The organism is Paraburkholderia elongata (assembly GCF_013177735.1).
Lineage (GTDB): Bacteria > Pseudomonadota > Gammaproteobacteria > Burkholderiales > Burkholderiaceae > Paraburkholderia > Paraburkholderia elongata.
Genome location: NZ_WOEZ01000066.1, coordinates 1 through 21,466, shown reverse-complemented (window position 1 = coordinate 21,466; position 21,466 = coordinate 1). Strand labels below are relative to the sequence as shown.

Genomic DNA, 21,466 nt, shown 5'->3' with positions numbered 1-21,466 from the left:
AATTTCGTCCGGCTGGAATGGCACGCGCTCACCGGTTGACGACCCGCTTCGGCATTGCCAGCGCCAGCACACAACCCAGCAGCAGGCAGATACCGAATGTGATGACACCCGCGCCCACGCTATGAGTGCGATCTTTCAGCCAGCCAAGGAAATAGGTGCTCGCGAAGCCTCCAAGGTTGGCAATCGAGCACGCGAACGCAATACCGGCTGCTGCTGCCGTGCCGCGCAGAAACGTTGACGGAAGCGCCCAGATCACCGGCATCGCCGCCGCGGCCCCGGCGTTTGCCATCGAGAGAAGGATGACGATGGCGGCCACGCTCCCCGGAAAAAAGGCGCTTGCGATCAGGCCAACCGCTGAGCACAGCAAGGGCACGGCGACATGCCAGCGACGCTCCCGGAAGCGGTCGGAGCTGATCCCGGTTAGCAGAACCATGACCACCGCGAGGCCATTGGGGATCGCCATCAGCGCGCCGATCTCGATCGCACTTCTCGCGCCGGCATCGCGCAGCATCGTGGGCATCCAGAAACTGATCGAATAGAAGCAGAGCAGTACGCAGAGGTCGAGATAACCCACAACCCATACCTTCGGATTGGCAAACGCCTGAGCCAGCCGATGCTCCTTCTTCTCCTCCCGATCGATTCCGATGTCCCGCTTTAGCCTCGTGAGTTCGGCCGCGCTGAGAAAACGCGCACCCTGGTGCGTTTTCGGCAGGAAGATATAGACGAGCACACCAAGCAGCACGGAAGGCATTGCTTCCAGCGCGAACAACCATTGCCAGCCTCGTAAGCCATGCACGCCGTCAAAGATCGACAGGATCCAGCCTGAGAGCGGCGCACCGATCAGACTCGACAGCGGCAAGCCCACCATGAAGAGTGCGACGATCCGGCCGCGCCGCGCGTCGGGAAACCAGTAGGTGAGGTAAAGCAGTGCGCCGGGCAGGAATCCGGCTTCCGCCACGCCCAGCAGGAAACGCACGACATAGAACTGCCCGGGCGTCTTCACGAACATCGTCAGCCCTGAAAGCACGCCCCATGTGACCATGATGCGCGCGATCCAGAAGCGGGCGCCGACTTTCTCGAGTATCAGGTTGCTGGGCACTTCAAACAGGATATAGCCGACGAAAAACAGTCCGGCGCCCAGCCCGTACACCGTTTCGCTAAATCCGAGCGCATCGAGCATCTGCAGCTTGGCAATGCCGACATTCACGCGATCCAGAAATGCGGCAAAGAAGCATAGACCCAGGAATGGGGCGAGCCGCCATGTGAGCTTGCGATAGAGACTGCGCCCGGTCGGGGCGTCATCTTCGAGGTCACAGGAGGGGATGTTCAGGGGAGACGTCGACATGTTGGATCCTGGAAGAGGACAAGGAAGACGCGTTTCGCAGCGTTCAGCGAAACGCGCGACCTGGCTTCACGAATAGTTGATCACGAGCAGCTTGATTTCCGACATCTCGTCCATCGCGTACCGCGTGCCCTCACGGCCGGTGCCGGATTCCTTCCAGCCGCCGAAAGGCATGTTGTCGATGCGATAGATCGGCACGTCATTGATCATCAGGCCGCCGACATCCCATTTCTCCAGCGCCCGGAACGCACGCCGCAGGTCTCCAGTGAAAAGTCCACCCTGCAAGCCATAGCGCGAATCGTTGGCACGCTCTACGGCTTCATCGAATGTGCGATAGCTGTTGAGCGTGAGTACAGGTCCGAAGATCTCCTCGTCCTCGACCAGCATTCCCCGTTGGGTATCCGTCAGCACGGTCGGCTGCACGACTGCGCCGACACGCGGGCCACCGGCCAGTAGACGCGCGCCGCCGGTCAGCGCTGCGTCTATCCAGCCTTGAATGCGGATCGCCGATTTCTCGTCGATCACCGGACCTACGTCGATGCCCTCTTCCATCGGATCGCCGACCTTGCACGCGCGCACCTTGTCGAGCAGCCTGGCCTCAAACTGGGCGCGTACATTCTCGTGCACGAGAATGCGCTGGACGCCGATGCAATATTGCCCTCCAAACACCACACCGCCACGAACACATCGCGCCGCCGCGAGGTCCAGGTCCGCGTCTTCCGCCACGATCACCGTGCCGTTGCCGCCGAGCTCAAGCGCGACTTTCTTGTGGCCTGCGATCGATTTGATATGCCAGCCGACCTTGGCACTGCCCGTGAAGGTCACCATGGCGAAGCGGTCGTCCCGGACCATCGACTCCGCAAGGGGAATACTGCAGTGACACACCTCCAGCGCACCGTCGGGCAGGCCCGCATCGCGCATAACTTCCTGCAGCAGAAGGCTCGTGAGCGGTGTTTGCGGTGCAGGCTTCAGCACGACTGCATTGCCTACCGCAATCGCCGGCGCGACTTTGTGCAGGACAAGATTGAGCGGAAAATTGAACGGCGAGATCGCCAGGATGAGACCAATCGGAAAACGCCTTGCAATACCCACACGACGGCGCATGTCCGCCAGTTTGTCGAGATCGAGACGGGACAATTCCGTAGCGCTGCCACTGGCATCGGTGGTCTGGTATTCGAAAACGCCCGCGTCGACATCGAGCGGTACTTCTTCACCATGACTGCGCCGTGCTTCGGCAGCCGCGTTACGCAAGTTGAAGATGCCACGCGAAACCTCTCCTCGCGCATCGTACAAGGGCTTGCCCGACTCCGCCGCGATCGTGCGCACGAACTCGTCGCGCCGTGATTCGATCAGGTCCGCCGCGCGTTGCAGAATATCCGCGCGGGTGAATCGAGGCAGTTGGCGCATGATCTCGAACGCGGCTTGTGCGCGTTCGATCGATCGTTCGACAGCGTCCGCATCGGCAATCGGCATATAACCGACCACAGCGCCGTCATAGGGGCTGCGCACGGCGTCGGTGGGTTGGGTTTGCGTCTCAATGTCATATTTCATTTGGCATCCTTATCTATGATCGGTGTTTTTATTTTTGGCCACTCACTGCGAATCCGCGTGGGGATCCGACGAGAAGCGCTCTCGTCGGCTATGCGACGACCAGGGTCTGGTTGAGGTCTGCGATGGCACGTACGAGACTGCACGGCGCCAGCATCGAGGTTTTCGGATTGCTCGGCAGGGTCTTGCCCGTGACCGCAATGTCGATGTGGCCAAAATCGCCTTCGGCCTTGATCCGGTGCGTGTTGCCGGTGGCAAGCGGATCGACATACAGCACCACCCTGGTCCGATCGAAGCCGACGCCGGCCAGCGCGAGCGCAGCGGCCACGTTGGCGTTCTGTGGAAAGAGGCGCGCCGCATCTCGCGCCGTGCCTTCATAGAAGGCGGTCGGCCGCTCGATGTCGTCGAGCACAACCAGCGCTTCAGCGGGCGTGCCCCGCCAGGCGCCCGGCGCCTTGTGCGATTCGTAGCGCACCTCGCGCAGGCCGGCGAACTTCGCCGCGCCAAGCGCGTCGAGCCCGCCCAACGCCCCGGAGGGAATGCGCAGACGTGCCCCTGTGGCGGTCGCGCTGTCGATCAATAGCGTCTCGAGCGCAGCATCCGCCAACGCGCCGACCGAGGCGACGAGCATGTCATGCCCTGCCGCCAGCACGGACGGCCCCAGGTTCCGCAACGCTTCGTGGCCTGCACATTCGACGACGAGGTCGAGATCGCTATCAAGGAAGTCATCAACGCTATCGACAACCCGGGCGCCCGCGTCGAGCGCCCTGCGCGCCCCCTCGCGATGTGTGTCCCGTTCATAGACAGCCACGACACGAACGGCGGGTACGTGCCGGCTCAGCAAGTCGACCAGCAGGCTGCCGATCGCGCCGCATCCTATCAATCCAACATTCATCATGTCCCTCACTCGGTTCGTGGCGCCCGGGCTCGGCCCCACGTGATGAATGCATTAGATGGGATACAAATTTCCCGGGGAAGGTGCTCGAAGTGACGTCTATCGTCACAAAAACAGAACACTGCGGGTGGTGGGTCAGGGAGACTGGCGGCTTGTCCTGAGACGCCGGATCAGAAGGTCGAGGAAACGCTGCGCCGCGACCGACAGTTGCCGCCCGCGAAAGCTGATCACGTCGATGGTCGCCGACCCGGAATCGCGCTCGTCCAACGGCACGGCCCGTAACCATCCGTGAGCCGTCTCCTGCTCGAGGGTGAGCGGCGGCATGAAGCTGACAAGATCCGATTGCCTGACGAGGTTCTTGATAACCTGCAGTGAGTTCGCTTCAATCGCAACCTGAAGCGCGACGTTCGCCCGTTCGGCAGCTTTTTCGATCAGATAGCGAATGCCGAAGGTCCGCGCCGGCAACGCAACCCTCACGTTACCCAGTTCGGACATTGACACTGTTTTCCGTCCGGCGAGTGGATGCGCCGGCCGGCATATCATCTGCAATGGCTGGATTGAGCGGCCATGAAGATTGATGTCGTCGCGATTGAGGACATTGAACGCCATGCCAATCTCGGCGCGATGATCGACGAGCGCGTCGACAATCTGTGCGGTTCCGCAGACCTCGAGATGGACAGCGATACCCGGGTGGTCACGCGAGAATTCCGTGATCAGGTCGGGCATGAAGCTATGGACGGCAGCTTCGACCAGCGCGATCCGGACCACGCCATGGCGCAATGAGCTCAGGTCGTCCATTGCGGCGTGCAACTGCTCGACGTGGCGCGTGTTGGCGTTCACGTAGTCGAGCAATAGCTGGCCGGCCGCGGTTAGCGTCGCGCCGCGCGGTGAGCGGTCGAACAACGCCGCGCCGAGCTCCTTTTCCAGGTTGCTGATCTGTTTGCTGATCGCGCTGGGTGCGACAAAGAACGTCTCTGAAGCATGCCTTAGTGAACCCGTGCGTGCGACTTCGGCGAAATACCTGAGTGACTGGGGCTGAATCATTCCGCTCAGGTTGCGCTGACGCTGTCGAGCTCCGTCTGCGTGAGCCCATACTTCGCCATACGGGCACGGTGATCAGCCGAACCGAGGTACTTGCGAAGTTGCTCATTCACCGCCCGCAGAAGGTCAGGATTGTTCTTGCCGAACGAGAACGCGCCCACAGGTGCTCTGCCGTCCTTGCTCGTTTCGTGCGCCACCACTTCCAGTTCCTGATTGGCACTGGCAAGGACACGGCTGCCCACCGCCGTACTCGCGTAGGCGTCGATCTTTCCTGCGAGCAGCGCGTCGATCGCTTCGGTTTGGCCTTTGAACGCCACGATCTGGCTATCGGTCACGCCAGCCGACTTTGCAGAGTCGAGCTGAACCGTCCCGGCGACGATTCCAAGCCGCGCGTCGGCGCGCGCCGCAACGGCCCCATAACTCGTCAGCGCTTTCGGATTGCCCTGGCGAAGCAGGAAGCCGTCGCCCAGCGCCCAAACCGGCACGCTAAACGCAACGCGCTCGGCGCGCTCAGCGGTCACGAAAATGGGTACGTTCATGTCCCAACGGCCTTCCTTCACGCCAGGCAGAAGTTCTTCGAACGAGGTCAACTGATGTTCGATGGAGGTCACACCGATCGCCCGAAGCACCACCTCGGCCAGCTCGATGTCGGCGCCCGTCGCCGAATGATCTTCACCCGTCCAGTAGAACGGCGGTTCCTCGAGATATGCGATTCTTACTTTCATAGCTGTGCTCCACATGTCCAGTAGTTAAGATTCCGCACGCCTGCCGTCGGGCGTGGCGATTCATTTGTGCATCGATGACACGGCTGCCTGAACCGCGCAGCGCTGCGAACCGAGCCCCTCGATTCCGCAAGCGATGGTGTCGCCTTCCTTCAGATAGTCTGGCTCTGCTTTGTTGTACGCAACGCCTTGAGGCGTCCCCGTCAGGATGAGATCGCCGGGTAACAAGGTCATGAATTCACTTAGATGGGCAATGATCTGGCTGACGGAAAACACCATTCTGGTGGTACGGCTTTCCTGCCGGGGCACATCGTTTTTTTGCAACCAGATCCTGAGATCGAGCGACGCGGGAAGCTCGCCCAGCGTAACCAGCCAGGGCCCGAGCGGAGCGAAGGTGTCCGCGCTTTTCGCCTTGCTCCACTGCCCTCCGCGCTCGAACTGCCAATGCCGGTCGGTGAGGTCGTTGGCGACTGCGACGCCGGCGATGAACGACGCGGCCTCCTCGGGGCGAACGTTGCGCGCCACTCCACCCACGACCACCGCGAGTTCGACTTCCCAGTCGAGCGCATTGGCAGTCGCCGGAATGACGATTGGGTCGAATGGTCCGCTCAGCGCAGTCGGAGACTTAAGGAACACGAGCGGCTCCTGCGGAAGTTCGAAGCCGGTTTCCTCAGCGTGATCCGCGTAGTTCAGTCCCACGCATACGATTTTGCCGGGCGCCGCGATTGGACTACCAAGCCGGGAGGCAGGAGGCGCTTCCGGTAGCCGCGAAAGATCAGCCCGCGATATTTCGCTCAAAGAGCTTGCCTCCAACGCGCTCCCTGACCAATCGCGAACCAGGCTGCTGGCGTCGCGCACTGTTCCGGAGGCGTCGAGAATACCGGGCCGCTCGTCACCAGGCTGACCAAATCGGACAAGTTTCATCGTGATGTTTCCAGCCTATGCCGACACGTCATGCCGTAGCGGCGTCCATGACCGTTGAAAGTGCCGACAGTGCGGGTCCGAGACGCGCGGGCGGCAGGTAGCCAAAACCCAGCCGGAATACACGGCTGCTTTCGCCAAACCACGCGCCGGATGCGAGTTGCAAATCATGACCCGGCAGCAGATCCCAGAAACGCGCGACAGCAATGTCATCGAATGCGTCGGCACGCAGGCGCAGGCAGCATAACGCGCCGGCATCAGGGCGCACCCACTCGATGCGCTCGTGCTCGCCTTCGCACCAAAGCGCCAGTTCCTGGAGCGCACCGGCGAGCAATCGGCGTCGCGGTGCGAGCACGCCTTCCCTGTTGCGCAGAAGCGCTGTGGCGAGCGTCTCGTCGAGTACCGATCCCGAGATCACGGTGTTCATTTTGGCGACGGCCAGACGCTCCCGCAGATCCGCGTTCGCCACCGTGAGCCAACCCGTGCGCAAGCCCGGCGCGCCGAGCGCCTTCGACACCGACGCGCCGGTAACGATACGTGGATCGAGTCCCGCGAAACTTTCGAGCGCCGCACTGTCGCCATAGGTGGCCTCCCGATAGGTCTCGTCGATGAAAAGTATCGCGTCAGGAGCGCGCTTTTCCATCAGGACAAGGAGCTTCTCGACGTCGGCACGGGACGTCTGGATACCCGCCGGATTCTGTGGCGAAGCGATGCTGACCAGCTTCGTTTTCGGCGACAAACTCGCCTCGATCTGGTCCATGTCCAGCCGATAGCCATGCTCGAATGACAACTTGATCTCACGAACGCTAACGCCGGCGCCGAGCAGGCAATCACGGCTCGGCGGAAAGCAGGGTGTCGCAAGGACTGCCTCGTCGCCCGACCGGCAAACTTCGAAGGCGAGAAGAAACAGACCGAGCGCGGTGCCTTGTGTCGTGATGATCTGCTCGGCGGGAACCTTGCAGCCCTCGGCAATTGCCTCGCGAAGCGCGACCGAACCGGCTGATGTGCCATAGCCGAGCTTCAGATTGCGGATATCCTCGAGACCCGGCAAAGACAGGAGTTCGCCGAGCGTCAGGTCCTGCGACGTGCTCTCCGCCAGGTTGAACGGCCGGTTCACATTGAGCAGTGAGATGATCTCGTTGCGAGGAAATCGCCCGCGCCACGCCTCGGGATTCGATTCGCTGAGGCCAGCCTGTTGTCGTTCGTCGAGATTCCGTTGAATACCCTGCATGCTTTTGCCTTGCATTTGCTGTGAATTGTTTGTCAGACGATCCGTTGCAAGCAGCCAGACAGCCATCCCAGCCCCGCCCCGACAGCAGTTATCGCTGTGCGCAGCACCCCGGCTCCTTCAGACGCGATCGCAACGCATGCATCGTAGCGCCCACCGGTCGACCATAACAGTCACAATTTTCCGCGAAATCGACCATCACAATTCCTCTTGGCGAGCCGGGGCGCCGGGTCGATAATCGTGGATTACACCGATTACACCGTTACGAGCCCTGCCATGGACATGGACACGCCCACTCCGTACCGCTACGAGCGCCTGGCCGAGCTCATCATTGGCATGATCGACAATGGCGCGTTCGCGCTGGGCACGCGTCTGCCATCCGTGCGCGCCGTCAGCGAACAGCACAGCATCAGCATCTCCACGGTGTTACAGGCGTATCGTCTGCTCGAGGATCGCGGCATCCTGGTCGCGCGGCCGCAGTCAGGCTTTTACGTCGCGGGCTCGCGCCGCGGCGCGCTCGCGTTGCCATCGATCTCGCGGCCGCGCGCGAAAGCGTCGACCGTGTCGATCAGCGGAGCCGTCGCGGGACTGCTCGAACACGTATCGAACCCCACGCTGGTGCCGCTCGGCTGCGCCGTACCCGACGCGGCGCTGCTGCAATCGAAGCGGCTCGACCTCGCGCTCGCGCGTGCCGCACGTCAACACGGCACGCGCTACAACATCTATTGCGCGCCGCAAGGCGACCCGCGCCTGCGCCGCGAAATCGCGAAACGGGCGATGCACTTCGGACATGCGCTGTCGCCCGACGACCTGCTCATCACGAACGGCTGCACCGAGGCATTGACACTCGCGCTGACCGCAGTCGCGAAGCGTGGTGATTCGATTGCGATCGAATCGCCCACTTACTTTGGCCTCCTCCATACTCTCGAAGTGCTTGGCCTGAAGGCATTCGAGCTGCCCACCGACCCGGCGCGCGGCATCGAGGTCGACGCGCTCGCCCGCCTGCTCGATACGGAACCGGTGGCCGCCTGCGTACTGTCGTCGAATTTCAACAACCCGCTAGGCTGCGCGATGGCCGAAGCCGACAAGCGCTCGCTCCTTGCGCTGCTCGCGCGGCATGCCGTGCCGCTGATCGAAGACGACGTCTACGGCGACATCCACTTCGGTCGCGAGCGGCCCAAGCCGTTCATTGCGCTCGACGGCGGCGCCAATACGATCTACTGCAGCTCGTTTTCGAAAAGTCTGGCACCCGGGTATCGAGTCGGCTGGATTGTGGCGGGCGCCTATGCGCAGCAGGTGATGGAACGCAAGCTGGCGTTCAGCCTCTGCTGTCCTGTCCTGCCTCAGGTCGCGCTCGCCGACTTTCTGGAGAGCGGCGCATACGATGCACACTTGCGTGGCGTGCGACGCATCTTCGAAGAGAACCTCGGACGCATGACACGTACGATCGAGACAAGCTTCCCGACCGACACAAAAGTAAGCCGGCCAGCAGGTGGCTTCATGCTCTGGCTGGAACTGCCGAGGCGTTTTGACTCGCGCGCTCTCTTCGACGAAGCGCTCGAACAAGGCATTTGCTTCGCGCCCGGTGACGTCTTCTCAGCAAGCCGGCGCTTTCGCAATTGCCTGCGCTTGAGCGCCGGGCATGTCTGGAGCGACCGCATAGAGGACGGCGTCCATCGCCTGGCCCGGCTCGCGCAGGCTCAGCTCGCGCGCTGAGCGACTTTGGCGCATGCACAGGTGAATCAAAGGGGCCTGTACGGGAAACGCAGCGGTTCACCTACGCATATTGCGATCAGGAGAGCCAGTCGGGCGCATGAGGCAAGGTTGCATTCTGGACAACGTCGTGATTGACAAACAAGGTCGCGCCCTCAGTCTCCAAAAGCTCTTCGACCCTGTTCATCGACGCAATTGACTGCAATGCATCGACATTGAAAGAGGGAACGCATCTGCACTGGAAGTTGCGCCGATTATGAGCAACATCGCCGCTCAACAGGACGCGTCCGGCCTCGGGAAGATTTAGCAACAGCGAGCAATGGCCAGGGGTATGACCGGGCGTGAAAATGATACGGACGGCGCCATCTCCATAAACGTCGTGGTCGCCCTCGATCAACCTGAGCCTGTTGTTGCGCAGCGTGCCGTACAGTTCAGGCCTGAATCCGAACGCGTCAGGATCCGGCCCAAACATGGACTCATATTCAGCCTTCTGCACGATCCACTCGGCCTTCGTGAAAAGCCGGCAATTGCCCACATGGTCGTAATGCGCATGCGAAAGTGCCAGCGTGCCGATTTCATCAGGCTCAACCCCGATTTCCTGAAGTTGCGAAGCGATCGTCTTACTGATCGTTCCGCGGATACCGTGGGCGATGATCCGGCCTTCCGGCTCGCCGATCAGATCGTCCTGGGTGCCGGTGTCCCATAGCATCCATTGTCCGCGATGGCGGATGAGATACGCGTTGCAGCTCAATGTCATCGGTTTGCCGACATTGAATCCGGGAGAGTAAATCGAGGCATCGTCGACCTGCGCTATGCCTGCGTCGAGAACGTAGAGTCGCTCGATTGTCGCGTCATGGCTCATAGCTGCCCCCGTTCTCAGCGAAGATGAATGGCGAGCTCACCGAGCCCTTCGATCGCGGACACCACTTTGTCGCCCGCTTTAAGCCATTGACGCTCGTCACGCGGCACCTTTTGCCCCCAGATCACCCCCGGCGGCGTCCCGGTAAAAAGGATGTCGCCCGGCTCGATCGTCATGATGCCGGCGACGTAGCGGATGATCTCGCGGCAGTCGAAGATCATTTCGCTGGTATTGCCGTCCTGCCTGATTTCGCCGTTCACCCAGGTTTGCAGCCTCAGGTTGTTCGGCTCGGGCACGCGATCGCGGGTAACGAGCCAGGGACCCACTGGAGCAAAACCATCCGACATCTTCCCCGCCGTGAATTGCGTCGTGATGTTCTGCAAACCTCTGGCGCTGAAGTCATTGCCGACCGCGTAGCCCGCAACAACAGATAGCGCATTCTCCTTCGACACGTTCTTGCATTTCCGCCCGAAAACGATCACGAGTTCCGTCTCGTAGTCGAACTCCTTGTCTACCATAGTAGGCAGTTCAATGTTGCCGTCATGGTGATTGAGTGCGTTCGCAAACTTGCTGAAGATTGGCGGCGCCTTGGGAATGGGCGTTCCCGTCTCCGCCGCATGCGCCTGGTAGTTGAACCCCACGCAGATGATCTTCCGTGGCCGCGTGACAAGAGGAGCGAAAGCAGCCTCATGTACCTCAACCGATCCGATTCCGCCGTCTTCCCGAAGGCGACTGACGATAGCCGATACGTCGGCAGCACGATCGTTCTGAAGCAAATCGTCCATATCCACCGGCGCAGGTATTTCGAAGTTGACGCCAGCCTGTGTGATATTCACGATCCGGCCGTCGAGTTCGGCGCCGAGGGCGAGTGCACCATCCATGCGGAGATTGGCCAACTTCAGGCCGAGGTCCCCTACTTCAAGATTTGGGTTTGCGTTTTTCAATTTGCACTCCTTATGAACATTGCTGAAGCGGAATGAAGAGAATGGCGCGACCTGGGCGATCGCAGTAACGAGACGCCGCGAGGCTGATTCCCGGCATTTTCACCGGGATGAAATAGTAGAATATATCTACGATAGGAGAATGTCAATGACCACCCTTTCTGACGGCCACGGCCTGCCTGACTTACTTATCCTCGCGCCGGGAGATCACAAGGTAATAGGAGCAATGCTTTCTGGAGCGATTACTGAAAGCGTGCTCGACCCTGGCCTCGAAGAACAGGGTGTCGCCTTCCGACAAGCGGATTTCCTGGTCCGGTAGAGAAACGATCAACTCCCCCTCTGCGACGGTCACGTGCTTTTCTGTTCCGGTTCGGTAGGCCGGCATCATGCCAGTCGACACGCCAGCCGGCAGCCAGTGCTGGAGCAACTCAACCTGGCTGCCAACCATGGTCGGAGAAAGAATGTGGCGCTCGAAGCCGGTTTCGCTGTCGCGGAAAATATGCCGCTGTTCGCGACGAACCACCACTACGGCTTGCCGGTCTTCGACGCCGCCGGTAAGAAAGCTCAGCGTCGTCTCGAGAGCGTGCGCGATCCGTTTTGCTACCCCGATGGTCGGACTTTTTTCGCCTCGCTCGACCTTCGAAAGCATCGCCCGGCTCACGCCGGACCTTGTCGCGAGTTCTTCGAGCGTCAGCTCGCCGCGTTCCCGCAACGCGCGCATGCGTCGCCCAAATTCCTGATTCAACTCGTCGTGATCGCCTGCTGCTTCAGGTGGAAGTTCCATAAGACTGTTCATCTATGACTATTCATAAGGGGGTCGGCGAGAGTCTAGCGCATCGTCACAAGCTTTTTTGAAAACGCTTGATAGCTCGCTTTCTGTCTGCTAGTGTATCTTCCATAGTAGATTATGTCTACCATGTAAGACGAAACGATCGGATTTCGAAGAAACGCGCAGCGCAATGCAATCAAACCATTGTTATCCGGGCCAGCGCCGCGCCGCCTTCGGCCAAGGCTCGAGCCCGAATCAGGAGACAACATGACTCAATCGATCGACGCATTGTTCGAGCAGGACCGCGCACATTTCATGCATCCGTCCACGCACGCTCACGATCACCAGAGCGGCGCGCTGCCCGGCAAGATCGTGCGGGGCGGCAGTGGCATCCGCATCGAAGATCATGAAGGCCGGCAGTACATCGACGCGTTTGCGGGACTTTACTGCGTAAACATCGGTTACGGCCGCACTGAAGTCGCCGACGCCATGTATGAGCAAGCAAAGCAGCTTGCCTATTACCACACCTACGTCGGCCATTCGTCAGACGTCATCATCGAACTGTCTTCGCGCCTCATCGACTGGGCGCCGCCCGGCATGAAGAAGGTGTACTACGGCATGTCCGGCTCGGACGCGAACGAAACGCAGATCAAGATCGTCTGGTACTACAACAACGTGCTGGGCCGCCCGAACAAGAAGAAGATCATCTCGCGCGAGCGCGGCTATCACGGCTCTGGCATCGTGACTGGCAGTCTCACCGGCCTGCCGAGCTTCCATCAGCATTTCGATCTACCGATCGAGCGCGTGAAGCACACGGTCTGCCCGCACTGGTATCGCAAGGCGCCCACGGGAATGAATGAGGCCGCGTTCGCATCGTACTGCGTGGACGAACTCGAAAAGCTGATTGAACGTGAAGGTGCCGACACAATCGCAGCCTTCATCGGTGAGCCTGTAATGGGCACCGGCGGGATCGTGCCGCCTCCAGCCGGCTACTGGACAGCGATCCAGCAGGTACTAAAAAAGCACGACATTCTGCTGATCTGCGACGAAGTCGTGTGCGGTTTCGGCCGGCTCGGCTCGAAGATGGGTGCGCAGCACTTTGGCATCCAACCCGACCTCATTACCGTTGCGAAGGGACTTACGAGCGCTTATGCGCCGCTCTCCGGTGTGATCGTGGGCGAAAAGGTCTGGGACGTGATTGCGCGGGGCTCGCAGGAGCACGGACCGATGGGACATGGCTGGACCTACTCCGGGCATCCGGTGTGCGCGGCCGCGGCGCTCGCCAATCTCACGATCATCGAGCGCGAAAAGCTGGTGGAAAACGCCGCGCAAGTGGGCTCGTACTTCGGCGCGCAACTGCGTGAAGCGTTCGGCTCACACCCGCTGGTGGGCGAGGTGCGCAGCACGGGCATGCTGGCTGCGCTGGAATTCATGGCAGACAAGGAAGCGCGCAGGCCCTTCGACCCGGCCCTGAAGATCGGGCCGCGGGTTGCCGCAGCCGCGCTGCAGCGAGGTCTGATCGCGCGCGCCATGCCGCACGGCGACATCCTCGGCTTCGCACCGCCGCTCGTGATGAGCCGCGACGAGGCAGACGAGATCGTTGGCATCGTGAAGCAGGCCGTGGACGAGGTTGCGGAGCGGGCTCTCGCAGACGCGGGCTGACCTTACCGCTTCGCTCCGCATCCTGTTGGTAATTGTCGCGTTGAACGGAGGCAGCTGTGCCGAAGACTCAAGAAGTGATTGTCAGCTTTCGAAGCGTTAGGAAAACTTACGATGGCGAGTCGCTCGTCGTCAAATCGCTCGATCTCGATATCTACCGCGGAGAATTTCTTACCTTGCTCGGACCCTCAGGCTCCGGCAAGACGACCTGCCTGATGATGCTTGCAGGCTTCGAATTTCCTACCGGTGGCGAGATCCACCTCGACGGCAAGCTGCTCAACAACGTCCCCCCTCACAAGCGGGACATCGGCATGGTGTTTCAGAACTATGCGTTGTTTCCGCACCTGACGGTTGGACAGAACGTGGCGTATCCCCTCAGCGTGCGCAAGGTGCCTGCTACCGAACGTGCCGCGCGTGTGAACGAAGCCCTGAGAATGGTACGCATGGAAATTTTCGAGAAGCGCTATCCGGCACAACTGTCAGGTGGCCAGCAGCAGCGCATCGCGCTCGCACGCGCACTCGTGTCCAAACCCAAGCTCGTGCTCATGGACGAGCCGCTTGGCGCGCTCGACAAGCAACTGCGCGAGCACATGCAGTACGAGCTGAAGTCCCTGCACGCAGAGCTCGGCCTGACGTTCGTCTATGTCACGCATGATCAGGACGAGGCGCTCACCATGTCAGACCGGGTCGCGGTATTCGACAAAGGCGTCGTGCAGCAGCTCGACACCGTAGACCGTATGTACGAATCGCCATGCAACGAGTTCGTGGCGAACTTCGTCGGCGACAGCAACCGGTTGCGCGGGACGATCGCGTCAGTGGACGGCGAATTTTGCGACTTCCGGCTTGACGACGGAACGCGGCTCGTCGGGCGCAATATCGGCAACGCGGCGGCGGGCGCCTCCGCCATCGCATGCATTCGCCCCGAGCGCATGAACGTAGTGTACGGCAGCGATCGAGCGAACGGCGCAGCGGCAAACGCGCTGGCGGGAGAGGCGCGCAGTCTGATCTATTTCGGGGACCACGTGCGGATGCGCTGCGCGTTCAAAGGGCAAGACGAATGTTTCGTCAAGGTACCGATCGGTACCGGTGCACTTGAACGCTTTGCACCCGGCGCGCCCGTGACACTCGCATTCGCGCCCGAACATCTGCGCGTTTTTGCGTAGCTGTCTACACGATTTCTACGCTGGCCAGTCCGACACAACGATTCGTTTTCGTCATTGAGGAGAAGGAACCATGATCACTCGAGCAAACTTTGCCGCGCCCTGCACGGTGCTCGCGCTCACGCTGGTGATATCCGGAGCACCCGCATCCGCTGCGGAACTGACGGTTGTCAACTTCGGAGGCAGCTGGGGGCAAGTGCAGAACATCGCATTCAACGAGCCGTTTGAAAAAGCGACCGGCAACAAGGTCACTGTCGTCGAGTACAACGGCGAGCAGGCCAGGGTGAAGGCCATGGTTGAGGCAAAGCACGTCAACTGGGACGTCGTCGAGGTCGAGTCGGGCGAGCTGAACCGCGGCTGCGATGAGGGCTTGTATGAACAGCTCGACTGGTCGAAGATCGCGAAGAAGTCGGATTTGGTCCCAGAAGCGCCGCAGACCTGCGGGGTCGGCTTCGTTGTGTGGTCAATGGCGCTTGCCTATAACGCCGATAAACTCAAGACGGCGCCAACGAGCTGGGCCGATTTCTGGGACGTCAAGAAATTCCCCGGCAAACGCGCGATGCGCAAAGGCGCGCGCTACAACCTCGAGTTCGCGCTGATGGCCGACGGCGTTGCGCCGAAGGACGTGTACAAGGTGCTCGCCACGAAGACCGGCCAGGATCGTGCGTTCAAGAAGCTCGGCGAGCTGAAACCCTACATCCAGTGGTGGGAGGCGGGTGCACAGCCGCCGCAGTTCCTCGTCGCCGGTGATGTCGTGATGTCGACCGCGTTCAACGGCCGCATCGACGCCGCACAAAGAGAAGGCCAGAACCTGAAGGTCATGTGGAACGGCAGCATATACGACCTCGACTACTGGGTGATTCCGAAGGGCACGCCGAACAAGGCGCTCGCCGAGCAGTACATCGCGTACACGCTCACGCCCAAATCGCAGGTGGCGTTCACGCAACATATCGCGTATGGCCCGGCAGATGTCGTGGCGCTCAAGTCGCTCGACGCCAAGACCCTCGCGAATCTGCCCAACTCGCCGACGAACGCTAAAGACGCGACGCTGCAGGACATTGGCTTCTGGACCGATCACGGCGACGAACTCGAGCAGCGCTTCGCCGCATGGGCCGCGAAGTAAGCGTGCGGATGTTTTTCTGACCCAACCGGCCGCGCGGCGCGCATCGCGTCGTGCGGCATTCCGCCGGGTCGCGGTCCGGCCGGAGAAAAACGTTGAATACGATGACGATCGCCCCTTCCTCGTCGACACTGTCGACGGCCGCGCTCAAGCGCGAACTCCGCTTAGCCGGGGCTCGTAAACGGGCGATGGCGCTCCTCTTGATCGCGCCGCTCGCGATCTTCGTTTTGCTCATCTTCGTCGTGCCGATTGGCGCGCTGCTCACACGCGCGGTGCAGAACCCCGAGATCGCGACGGCGCTGCCGAACACAGTCGCGGCGTTGTCGGGCTGGGACCGTCACGCGCCACCACCCGACGCTGCCTACGCCGCGCTCGCAGCCGACATGACGAAGCTCGCCGGCACCGACGGAATGGGCACGCTCGCGTCGCGTCTGAACCTGGAAATTCCCGGCTTTCGTTCGTTCGTGGCGAAAACGGCGCGCGCGATGCCGCTCAAGGGCAGCAGCGACCAGCCGCTGACGCCCGCGCAGACGCGCGAGAAGCTGATCGAGTTCGATGCGCGCTGGGGCGACGCCACCTACTGGCAGTCGATCGCGAAAAACGGCAGCCGGATCTCGCCGTTCTATCTGCTCGCCGCACTCGACCACAAGCAGGACGGCTTCAGCCATATCGTGCACGCAGATCCCGAGCAGTCGATCTACCTCACAATCTTCGGCCGCACGTTCCTGATCGGCATGGCGGTCACTCTGTTCGCGCTGCTGCTAGGCTATCCGCTCGCGTACTGGGTCTCGCGACTGTCCGAGCGCCGCGCGAATCTCGTGATGATCCTCGTGCTGATTCCCTTCTGGACCTCGGTGCTCGTGCGGGTCGCGGCGTGGATCGTGTTGCTGCAAAACGACGGGCTCGTCAACAAGGCGCTGATCGGCAGCGGGCTGATCGCGCAACCGCTGGCGCTGCTGTTCAACCGCGTCGGCGTGTACATCTCGATGACGCACATCCTGCTGCCATTCATGATCCTGCCGCTCTACAGCGTGATGAAGTCGATTCCGCCGACCTACCAGCGCGCGGCCGTATCGCTCGGCAGTCATCCGTTCGCGGCGTTCTGGCGAGTGTACGTGCCGCAGACCTATCCGGGTGTCGCCGCCGGCGCGCTGCTCGCGTTCATTCTCGCGATCGGCTACTACATCACCCCTGCACTGCTCGGCGGCCCGGACGACCAGATGGTCAGCTACTACGTCGCCTACTACACGAACGATACGATCAACTGGGGCATGGCGTGCGCGCTCGGCGGGCTGCTGCTCTCGGCAACGCTCGTGCTGTACGCGGTGTACAGCCGCTTCACACGCTCGAAACTGAGCCTCGGCTGAGCCGAGACGATCGCGCAAAAAGAAGGAGTATCCGATCATGAAACTTGCCAGACCGCTGTTCGCGCCGCATATGTCGTTCGTCGAACGCGCGTGGTACGTCGCGCTGCGCGTGCTCGTCGTGCTGACGCTGCTGTATCTGATCCTGCCGGTCCTCGCGATCGTGCCGCTGTCGTTCTCGTCGAGCACATTTCTCGTCTATCCGATTCCGGGCTTCTCGATGCGCTGGTACGAGCACCTGATCAGTTCGGACGAGTGGCGGATGGCCGCGAAGAACAGTTTTATCGTCGCGCCATCGGCGACCGTCGTCGCGACCGTGCTCGGTACGCTCGCTGCGATCGGCCTCACTAAGGCCGACTTCCACGGCAAAGGTCTGCTGATGGCTGTGCTGCTCTCGCCGATGATCGTGCCGGTCGTCGTGGTCGGCGTCGGCATGTACCTGTTCTTCGCCCCGCTCGGACTCGCGAACACCTATACCGGTCTGATCGCCGCGCATGCGGCGCTCGGCGCCCCGTTCGTCGTCACGACCGTCGCGGCAACACTGCAGGGCTTCAACCATAACCTCGTGCGTGCGAGCCTGTCGCTGGGCGCAAATCCGGTTGAGACGTTCTTCCGCGTCACGCTGCCGGTGATCGCACCTGGTGTGATGTCAGGTGCGCTTTTCGCCTTTGCAACATCGTTTGACGAAGTGGTGGTCACGCTGTTCCTCGCGGGCGCCGACCAGACGACGCTGCCGCGCCAGATGTTCACTGGCATCCGCGAGAACATCAGCCCAACCATCGCTGCGCTGGCGACGATCCTGATCCTGTTCTCGACGAGCCTGCTGCTCGCGCTTGAATGGTTGCGTGGACGTCACGCGAGAGGCGCTGTTGCCTGACATGCAACGACACGGCGACGGCCTGATTGAGTAGCGGGCACCTCCATCGAGAAGTGCCCGACGCGCCGCTGACGCACAGGGCGCGATGCCTAACGGGCTGCGACCGCCTGAATCTCCACGAGCAGGTCGGGTTCCGCCAGGCCGGCGACGATGACCATGGTGGTAGCAGCGGCGTGACCAGCCACTCGCCGCTCGCGCTCCTTTCGATAATGAGGCACGAGGTCCGGCCGGGTGATAAAGCCGTCGACCTTGACCAGATCGGTCACGCCCATACCGGCATCGGCCAGCACCGCCAGTAGATTGTCCCAGGCCAGTTCGATCTGCTTCACGGGGTCATCTGGAACGATGCCATCAGTCGTAACGCCAACCTGGCCCGAGACATACAGCCAGCGCGCGTCAGCCGGCACCGACGCGCCATGGCTGTAGCATGAGAACGGTGGCGCGATTCCAGCAGGGTTATGCAATTGAATAGTCATGGTTAATTCCTTCTGTTCTAGAGATTTCTAGTGAGGACAGCTTTTGGCCTGCTGCTTTGAGCTATTGCGACTTGATTGCGATCGAGAACACGGAAATGCCGAACGCATTCATAAATCAGCAGTCCATAATGCATGTCGCAAGGCATGAGGAACCAGAAAGCAATCTGACTCCCGGGCCACGCCCAAACGAAACGATTGCCAGCCGAGCGCCCTTGGAGCGTCGTCAGAGACGCAGGGTGTTCGAGGTCGTAGAATATATCTACTATTGAAGAAATGTCAACGGTAGAGGAAGCTATTCAGGCGATCGGTTAGTCCCTTTTTGCCGCTCGATCAGCCCTGAGCCGCCACAAAAGTTTCTCCAACCGCAACGACGACTTTTGGCATAACCGCCGCTCGCTGTACTGAGCCGTCCGGTAGATGGTCGGCATTATGCGAATGCTTTCTATAGGGCCGTAGAAAGAGCGTTCGTCTTTGACAATCGGATGGCCGGTTACTGGCATACAACCTCAAGCGAGTCATGAATATACTTGGGGTTGCGAGGACAATGAAGGGGATGAGGATGGCTGGAAGCTGAGGCCCTGAGAGGCTTCTTGCGCTCGCATTGCTCGAATAGCGCAAGCTCGAGGCATCTAACTTGATCGACCGGACCGCCAACCTCGCCGTCAGCCGCGAAAATCGAGTTTCCACACGCCCTCGACCGAAAGCGAGACTTCGCTGATGCAGGAAGCTGCCGTCGGGTTGGTCGATGCCGCCACTGTCTGCAATCCGCCACACTGCTGACGTAAAACCCGACCCGCCCCAATGTCCGAAATGGCGTCATCCGGGGATCCGGCAGCCTGCACCTGTGGCCGAACCCTACGTCCCTCATGCCCTGTACAGGACCGTCTTGCGAAGCTTTGCGGCGATAACGGGTGTTATCCCGCCCTGCCCGTTTCGCGGCGGATTGCAGCGCCTGAAATCTGGATCTGGCCTCGACCTCTCATGTCAAAAATTCGCCGACTTTAATTATGTAAACTCACGTGCCGACCGAATGTTGCTCCGACATGCGTTGCCCTCGGTTCAAGTAATTTTGTTCCCGTTAGGTAAAAGAACTGCATCGATCACGTAAAGCTGCGCGCCGGTCCCCATATTCACGGCCGCGCGGCTAGGCAATTGTCGTTAGCCTCTCTTCGTGGCCGCACTGGGGCGGACGGCGACCGGAGCAGTTCTATTATGCGGTCCCCCAATGTCTGCTCAGCTAGGGGGCTTACAACTGGACACGCATTGACCGACTGCCAATAACAATGCCTTAACCTCTACTTAGAATATGGATCGTACACGCACCATGATCTAGCCCCGAGACTCCTCCACCTGTGCAATGCGTAAGCGCAGTGCTGGCCCCGTTGACTTGGCGGGGACCTGCGTCTCCGCGAAGCTGCTTCACAACTTCGACTACTTGGGCAATGCCCGTCGCGCCAGGCGGATGGCCCTTGGCGATTAAGCCGCCGCTCGGGTTCACAGGAACTCGACCGCCAACCGAGGTCGCGCCTTCACGAATCAAGTGCTTGGCCTCCCCGGGTTTGCAAAGACCTAATGCTTCATAATAGAGCAACTCAGCGATACTGAAGGCATCATGGACTTCCGCCAAGTGAAGGTCCGCAGGACGGACGCCCGCCTCGGCATACGCCTGCGCAGCACAACGAACCGTAATTTCGGGCGACGTTAAGTCGCGAAAATCCCCGCGATACGTTCCGGAAGTCAGTTGAGACGCGAGTATCCGAACTGGGGCACGCTGAGCTTTTCTCGCCCAGTTCTCGTTGCCGATCACTAGTGCAGCCGCGCCGTCGGCGCGGGCGCAGCATTGCAGCAAAGTCAACGGATCCGCGACGAGCCTCGACGAGAGCACTTCCTCAACTGAGGTCTCCGTTTGAAACAGCGAGTTCCTGTTCGTTAGCGCATGCCGCCGGTTCTTGACACATACAAGAGCGAGGTCTTCGTCGGTCGCACCATACTCATGCATGTAGCGCTTGGCGCGTGCCGCATAGACGGCGGGGGGACTCATACCAAGCGATCCGTCGAAATCATCAGGGTGCCGTGGTAATGGCCCGGCCTGCGTACTCAATTTATCGGCACCGATGACCAGAGCGATTTCGGGCTTTGTCGCGGTAAGGTTCGAGGGGCGACCGAAATTGATATGCGAAGTACTGCTTATATTGCGAGATCGTAGAATTGATCAGCGGCGGACGGATCGGTTCCGCGAGCACACTTCATCTGTCCTTTCGCTATCATGCGCATAACCTCAATGCCGGCCAGAAGGATCCGGGCACAGCGAAAAGTCTTGAACCCCAGCATGGGCCGCGTGCGTCGCTTGATCGCCCGATGGTCCTGTTCGACGAGGTTATTGAGATATTTCGACTGCCGGATCTTGATAGGCGCTTCACGATCGGCATTGATCGCTTCGAGCGCGGCGAGATTGGCGCCGCTTTTGTCGATGGTTACCGTCTCGGGCACACCATTCTGGGCGATCGATTTCTCAAAATAACGCCGGGCTGCAGTCTTGTCCCGATGGGCGCGTAGCAGAAAGTCGACGGTGTTGCCGTCCTTGTCGACGGCCCGGTAGAGATATCGCCATTCCCCCTTGACGCGGATGTAGGTCTCGTCCATCCGCCAGCTCTTGCCAACCGGCCGCTTGCGGAGGCGAAACGCTTTCTCCAGCACCGGCAACAGGTGAGTAGGCCGGAGGAATTTCACCTCCAGCCTCTCGCAGAACGGTGCGTGAGCCTCTCGACTCACACCGCTCCCATCAAGCGAACGAGCCTGTCATTCCCCGTTGCCAATGTACGAACAGTTGC

The 21,466-nt window shown here is 60.8% G+C and carries 18 protein-coding genes and 1 pseudogene; 6 read left to right on the top strand and 13 right to left on the bottom strand.

Annotated elements, in window-relative coordinates:
* Positions 1 to 28 precede the first annotated feature (28 nt).
* The 7 genes from GNZ13_RS13495 to GNZ13_RS13465 all read right to left on the bottom strand — a co-directional run bounded on the left by GNZ13_RS13495 (position 29) and on the right by GNZ13_RS13465 (position 7,700).
* Positions 29 to 1,345, bottom strand: coding sequence for an MFS transporter (locus tag GNZ13_RS13495; RefSeq protein WP_172164809.1), 1,317 nt, complete (start codon positions 1,343 to 1,345; stop codon positions 29 to 31).
* 66 nt (positions 1,346 to 1,411) lie between these two features.
* Positions 1,412 to 2,893 (bottom strand): aldehyde dehydrogenase family protein, encoded by a 1,482-nt coding sequence (locus tag GNZ13_RS13490; RefSeq protein ID WP_172164806.1) that lies wholly within the window; start codon positions 2,891 to 2,893, stop codon positions 1,412 to 1,414.
* A gap of 88 nt (positions 2,894 to 2,981) precedes the next feature.
* Positions 2,982 to 3,788, bottom strand: a complete 807-nt coding sequence (locus tag GNZ13_RS13485; RefSeq protein WP_172164803.1) for an aspartate dehydrogenase — start codon at positions 3,786 to 3,788, stop codon at positions 2,982 to 2,984.
* Positions 3,789 to 3,920: 132 nt separating this feature from the next.
* A complete protein-coding gene (locus GNZ13_RS13480; protein ID WP_172164800.1) occupies positions 3,921 to 4,829 on the bottom strand; it encodes a LysR family transcriptional regulator in 909 nt (302 codons plus the stop codon).
* A 5-nt stretch (positions 4,830 to 4,834) separates the two neighbouring features.
* Entirely contained in the window at positions 4,835 to 5,551 is a 717-nt protein-coding gene (locus tag GNZ13_RS13475) for a transporter substrate-binding domain-containing protein (RefSeq protein WP_172164797.1), read from the bottom strand.
* Positions 5,552 to 5,611: 60 nt separating this feature from the next.
* The gene (locus tag GNZ13_RS13470; RefSeq protein WP_172164794.1) at positions 5,612 to 6,472 is read right to left on the bottom strand and encodes a fumarylacetoacetate hydrolase family protein; all 861 of its coding nucleotides are present in this window, start codon (positions 6,470 to 6,472) and stop codon (positions 5,612 to 5,614) included.
* A gap of 28 nt (positions 6,473 to 6,500) precedes the next feature.
* On the bottom strand, positions 6,501 to 7,700 hold the full coding sequence (locus tag GNZ13_RS13465; RefSeq protein WP_172164791.1) for a pyridoxal phosphate-dependent aminotransferase: 1,200 nt from the start codon (positions 7,698 to 7,700) through the stop codon (positions 6,501 to 6,503).
* Between the two features lie 273 nt (positions 7,701 to 7,973).
* Between GNZ13_RS13465 and GNZ13_RS13460 the strand changes: the two genes are divergently transcribed.
* Entirely contained in the window at positions 7,974 to 9,413 is a 1,440-nt protein-coding gene (locus GNZ13_RS13460; protein ID WP_236001984.1) for an aminotransferase-like domain-containing protein, read from the top strand.
* 76 nt (positions 9,414 to 9,489) lie between these two features.
* On the opposite strand, the gene GNZ13_RS13455 is transcribed toward GNZ13_RS13460, so the two are convergent.
* The 3 genes from GNZ13_RS13455 to GNZ13_RS13445 all read right to left on the bottom strand — a co-directional run bounded on the left by GNZ13_RS13455 (position 9,490) and on the right by GNZ13_RS13445 (position 11,994).
* Complete coding sequence (locus tag GNZ13_RS13455; protein ID WP_172164788.1) at positions 9,490 to 10,272, bottom strand: N-acyl homoserine lactonase family protein; 783 nt, start codon at positions 10,270 to 10,272, stop codon at positions 9,490 to 9,492.
* Positions 10,273 to 10,286: 14 nt separating this feature from the next.
* Positions 10,287 to 11,213: a fumarylacetoacetate hydrolase family protein gene (locus GNZ13_RS13450; RefSeq protein ID WP_236001983.1), complete on the bottom strand. Its 927-nt coding sequence runs from the start codon at positions 11,211 to 11,213 to the stop codon at positions 10,287 to 10,289.
* Positions 11,214 to 11,394: 181 nt separating this feature from the next.
* On the bottom strand, positions 11,395 to 11,994 hold the full coding sequence (locus GNZ13_RS13445) for a helix-turn-helix domain-containing protein (protein ID WP_236001982.1): 600 nt from the start codon (positions 11,992 to 11,994) through the stop codon (positions 11,395 to 11,397).
* Positions 11,995 to 12,246: 252 nt separating this feature from the next.
* On the opposite strand from GNZ13_RS13445, the gene GNZ13_RS13440 reads away from it, so the two are divergent.
* The 5 genes from GNZ13_RS13440 to GNZ13_RS13420 all read left to right on the top strand — a co-directional run bounded on the left by GNZ13_RS13440 (position 12,247) and on the right by GNZ13_RS13420 (position 18,159).
* Complete coding sequence (locus GNZ13_RS13440) at positions 12,247 to 13,641, top strand: aspartate aminotransferase family protein (protein WP_172164782.1); 1,395 nt, start codon at positions 12,247 to 12,249, stop codon at positions 13,639 to 13,641.
* 56 nt (positions 13,642 to 13,697) lie between these two features.
* A complete protein-coding gene (locus GNZ13_RS13435) occupies positions 13,698 to 14,801 on the top strand; it encodes an ABC transporter ATP-binding protein (protein WP_328807227.1) in 1,104 nt (367 codons plus the stop codon).
* 70 nt (positions 14,802 to 14,871) lie between these two features.
* Complete coding sequence (locus GNZ13_RS13430; RefSeq protein WP_172164779.1) at positions 14,872 to 15,921, top strand: ABC transporter substrate-binding protein; 1,050 nt, start codon at positions 14,872 to 14,874, stop codon at positions 15,919 to 15,921.
* A gap of 101 nt (positions 15,922 to 16,022) precedes the next feature.
* On the top strand, positions 16,023 to 17,285 hold the full coding sequence (locus GNZ13_RS13425) for an ABC transporter permease (RefSeq protein ID WP_172164824.1): 1,263 nt from the start codon (positions 16,023 to 16,025) through the stop codon (positions 17,283 to 17,285).
* Positions 17,286 to 17,322: 37 nt separating this feature from the next.
* Positions 17,323 to 18,159: an ABC transporter permease gene (locus GNZ13_RS13420; RefSeq protein WP_172164776.1), complete on the top strand. Its 837-nt coding sequence runs from the start codon at positions 17,323 to 17,325 to the stop codon at positions 18,157 to 18,159.
* 89 nt (positions 18,160 to 18,248) lie between these two features.
* Here the strand turns inward: GNZ13_RS13420 and GNZ13_RS13415 are convergent, their stop codons facing one another.
* The 3 genes and pseudogenes from GNZ13_RS13415 to GNZ13_RS13405 all read right to left on the bottom strand — a co-directional run.
* Positions 18,249 to 18,635 (bottom strand): RidA family protein, encoded by a 387-nt coding sequence (locus tag GNZ13_RS13415; RefSeq protein ID WP_172164774.1) that lies wholly within the window; start codon positions 18,633 to 18,635, stop codon positions 18,249 to 18,251.
* A 1,288-nt stretch (positions 18,636 to 19,923) separates the two neighbouring features.
* A complete protein-coding gene (locus tag GNZ13_RS54230) occupies positions 19,924 to 20,634 on the bottom strand; it encodes a thiolase family protein (RefSeq protein ID WP_407945629.1) in 711 nt (236 codons plus the stop codon).
* Between the two features lie 188 nt (positions 20,635 to 20,822).
* Positions 20,823 to 21,341: pseudogene (locus GNZ13_RS13405) on the bottom strand (IS6 family transposase); the annotation flags it as partial.
* Between the last annotated feature and the right edge of the window lie 125 nt (positions 21,342 to 21,466).

Excerpts from the sequence above, each read along its gene's own strand:
- GNZ13_RS13495 (WP_172164809.1), bottom strand. The coding sequence starts at position 1,345 with ATGTCGACGTCTCCCCTGAACATCCCCTCCTGTGACCTCGAAGATGAC.
- GNZ13_RS13490 (WP_172164806.1), bottom strand. The coding sequence starts at position 2,893 with ATGAAATATGACATTGAGACGCAAACCCAACCCACCGACGCCGTGCGC.
- GNZ13_RS13485 (WP_172164803.1), bottom strand. The coding sequence starts at position 3,788 with ATGATGAATGTTGGATTGATAGGATGCGGCGCGATCGGCAGCCTGCTG.
- GNZ13_RS13480 (WP_172164800.1), bottom strand. The coding sequence starts at position 4,829 with ATGATTCAGCCCCAGTCACTCAGGTATTTCGCCGAAGTCGCACGCACG.
- GNZ13_RS13475 (WP_172164797.1), bottom strand. The coding sequence starts at position 5,551 with ATGAAAGTAAGAATCGCATATCTCGAGGAACCGCCGTTCTACTGGACG.
- GNZ13_RS13470 (WP_172164794.1), bottom strand. The coding sequence starts at position 6,472 with ATGAAACTTGTCCGATTTGGTCAGCCTGGTGACGAGCGGCCCGGTATT.
- GNZ13_RS13465 (WP_172164791.1), bottom strand. The coding sequence starts at position 7,700 with ATGCAGGGTATTCAACGGAATCTCGACGAACGACAACAGGCTGGCCTC.
- GNZ13_RS13460 (WP_236001984.1), top strand. The coding sequence starts at position 7,974 with ATGGACATGGACACGCCCACTCCGTACCGCTACGAGCGCCTGGCCGAG.
- GNZ13_RS13455 (WP_172164788.1), bottom strand. The coding sequence starts at position 10,272 with ATGAGCCATGACGCGACAATCGAGCGACTCTACGTTCTCGACGCAGGC.
- GNZ13_RS13445 (WP_236001982.1), bottom strand. The coding sequence starts at position 11,994 with ATGGAACTTCCACCTGAAGCAGCAGGCGATCACGACGAGTTGAATCAG.
- GNZ13_RS13440 (WP_172164782.1), top strand. The coding sequence starts at position 12,247 with ATGACTCAATCGATCGACGCATTGTTCGAGCAGGACCGCGCACATTTC.
- GNZ13_RS13430 (WP_172164779.1), top strand. The coding sequence starts at position 14,872 with ATGATCACTCGAGCAAACTTTGCCGCGCCCTGCACGGTGCTCGCGCTC.
- GNZ13_RS13425 (WP_172164824.1), top strand. The coding sequence starts at position 16,023 with ATGACGATCGCCCCTTCCTCGTCGACACTGTCGACGGCCGCGCTCAAG.
- GNZ13_RS13420 (WP_172164776.1), top strand. The coding sequence starts at position 17,323 with ATGAAACTTGCCAGACCGCTGTTCGCGCCGCATATGTCGTTCGTCGAA.
- GNZ13_RS13415 (WP_172164774.1), bottom strand. The coding sequence starts at position 18,635 with ATGACTATTCAATTGCATAACCCTGCTGGAATCGCGCCACCGTTCTCA.
- GNZ13_RS54230 (WP_407945629.1), bottom strand. The coding sequence starts at position 20,634 with ATGCATGAGTATGGTGCGACCGACGAAGACCTCGCTCTTGTATGTGTC.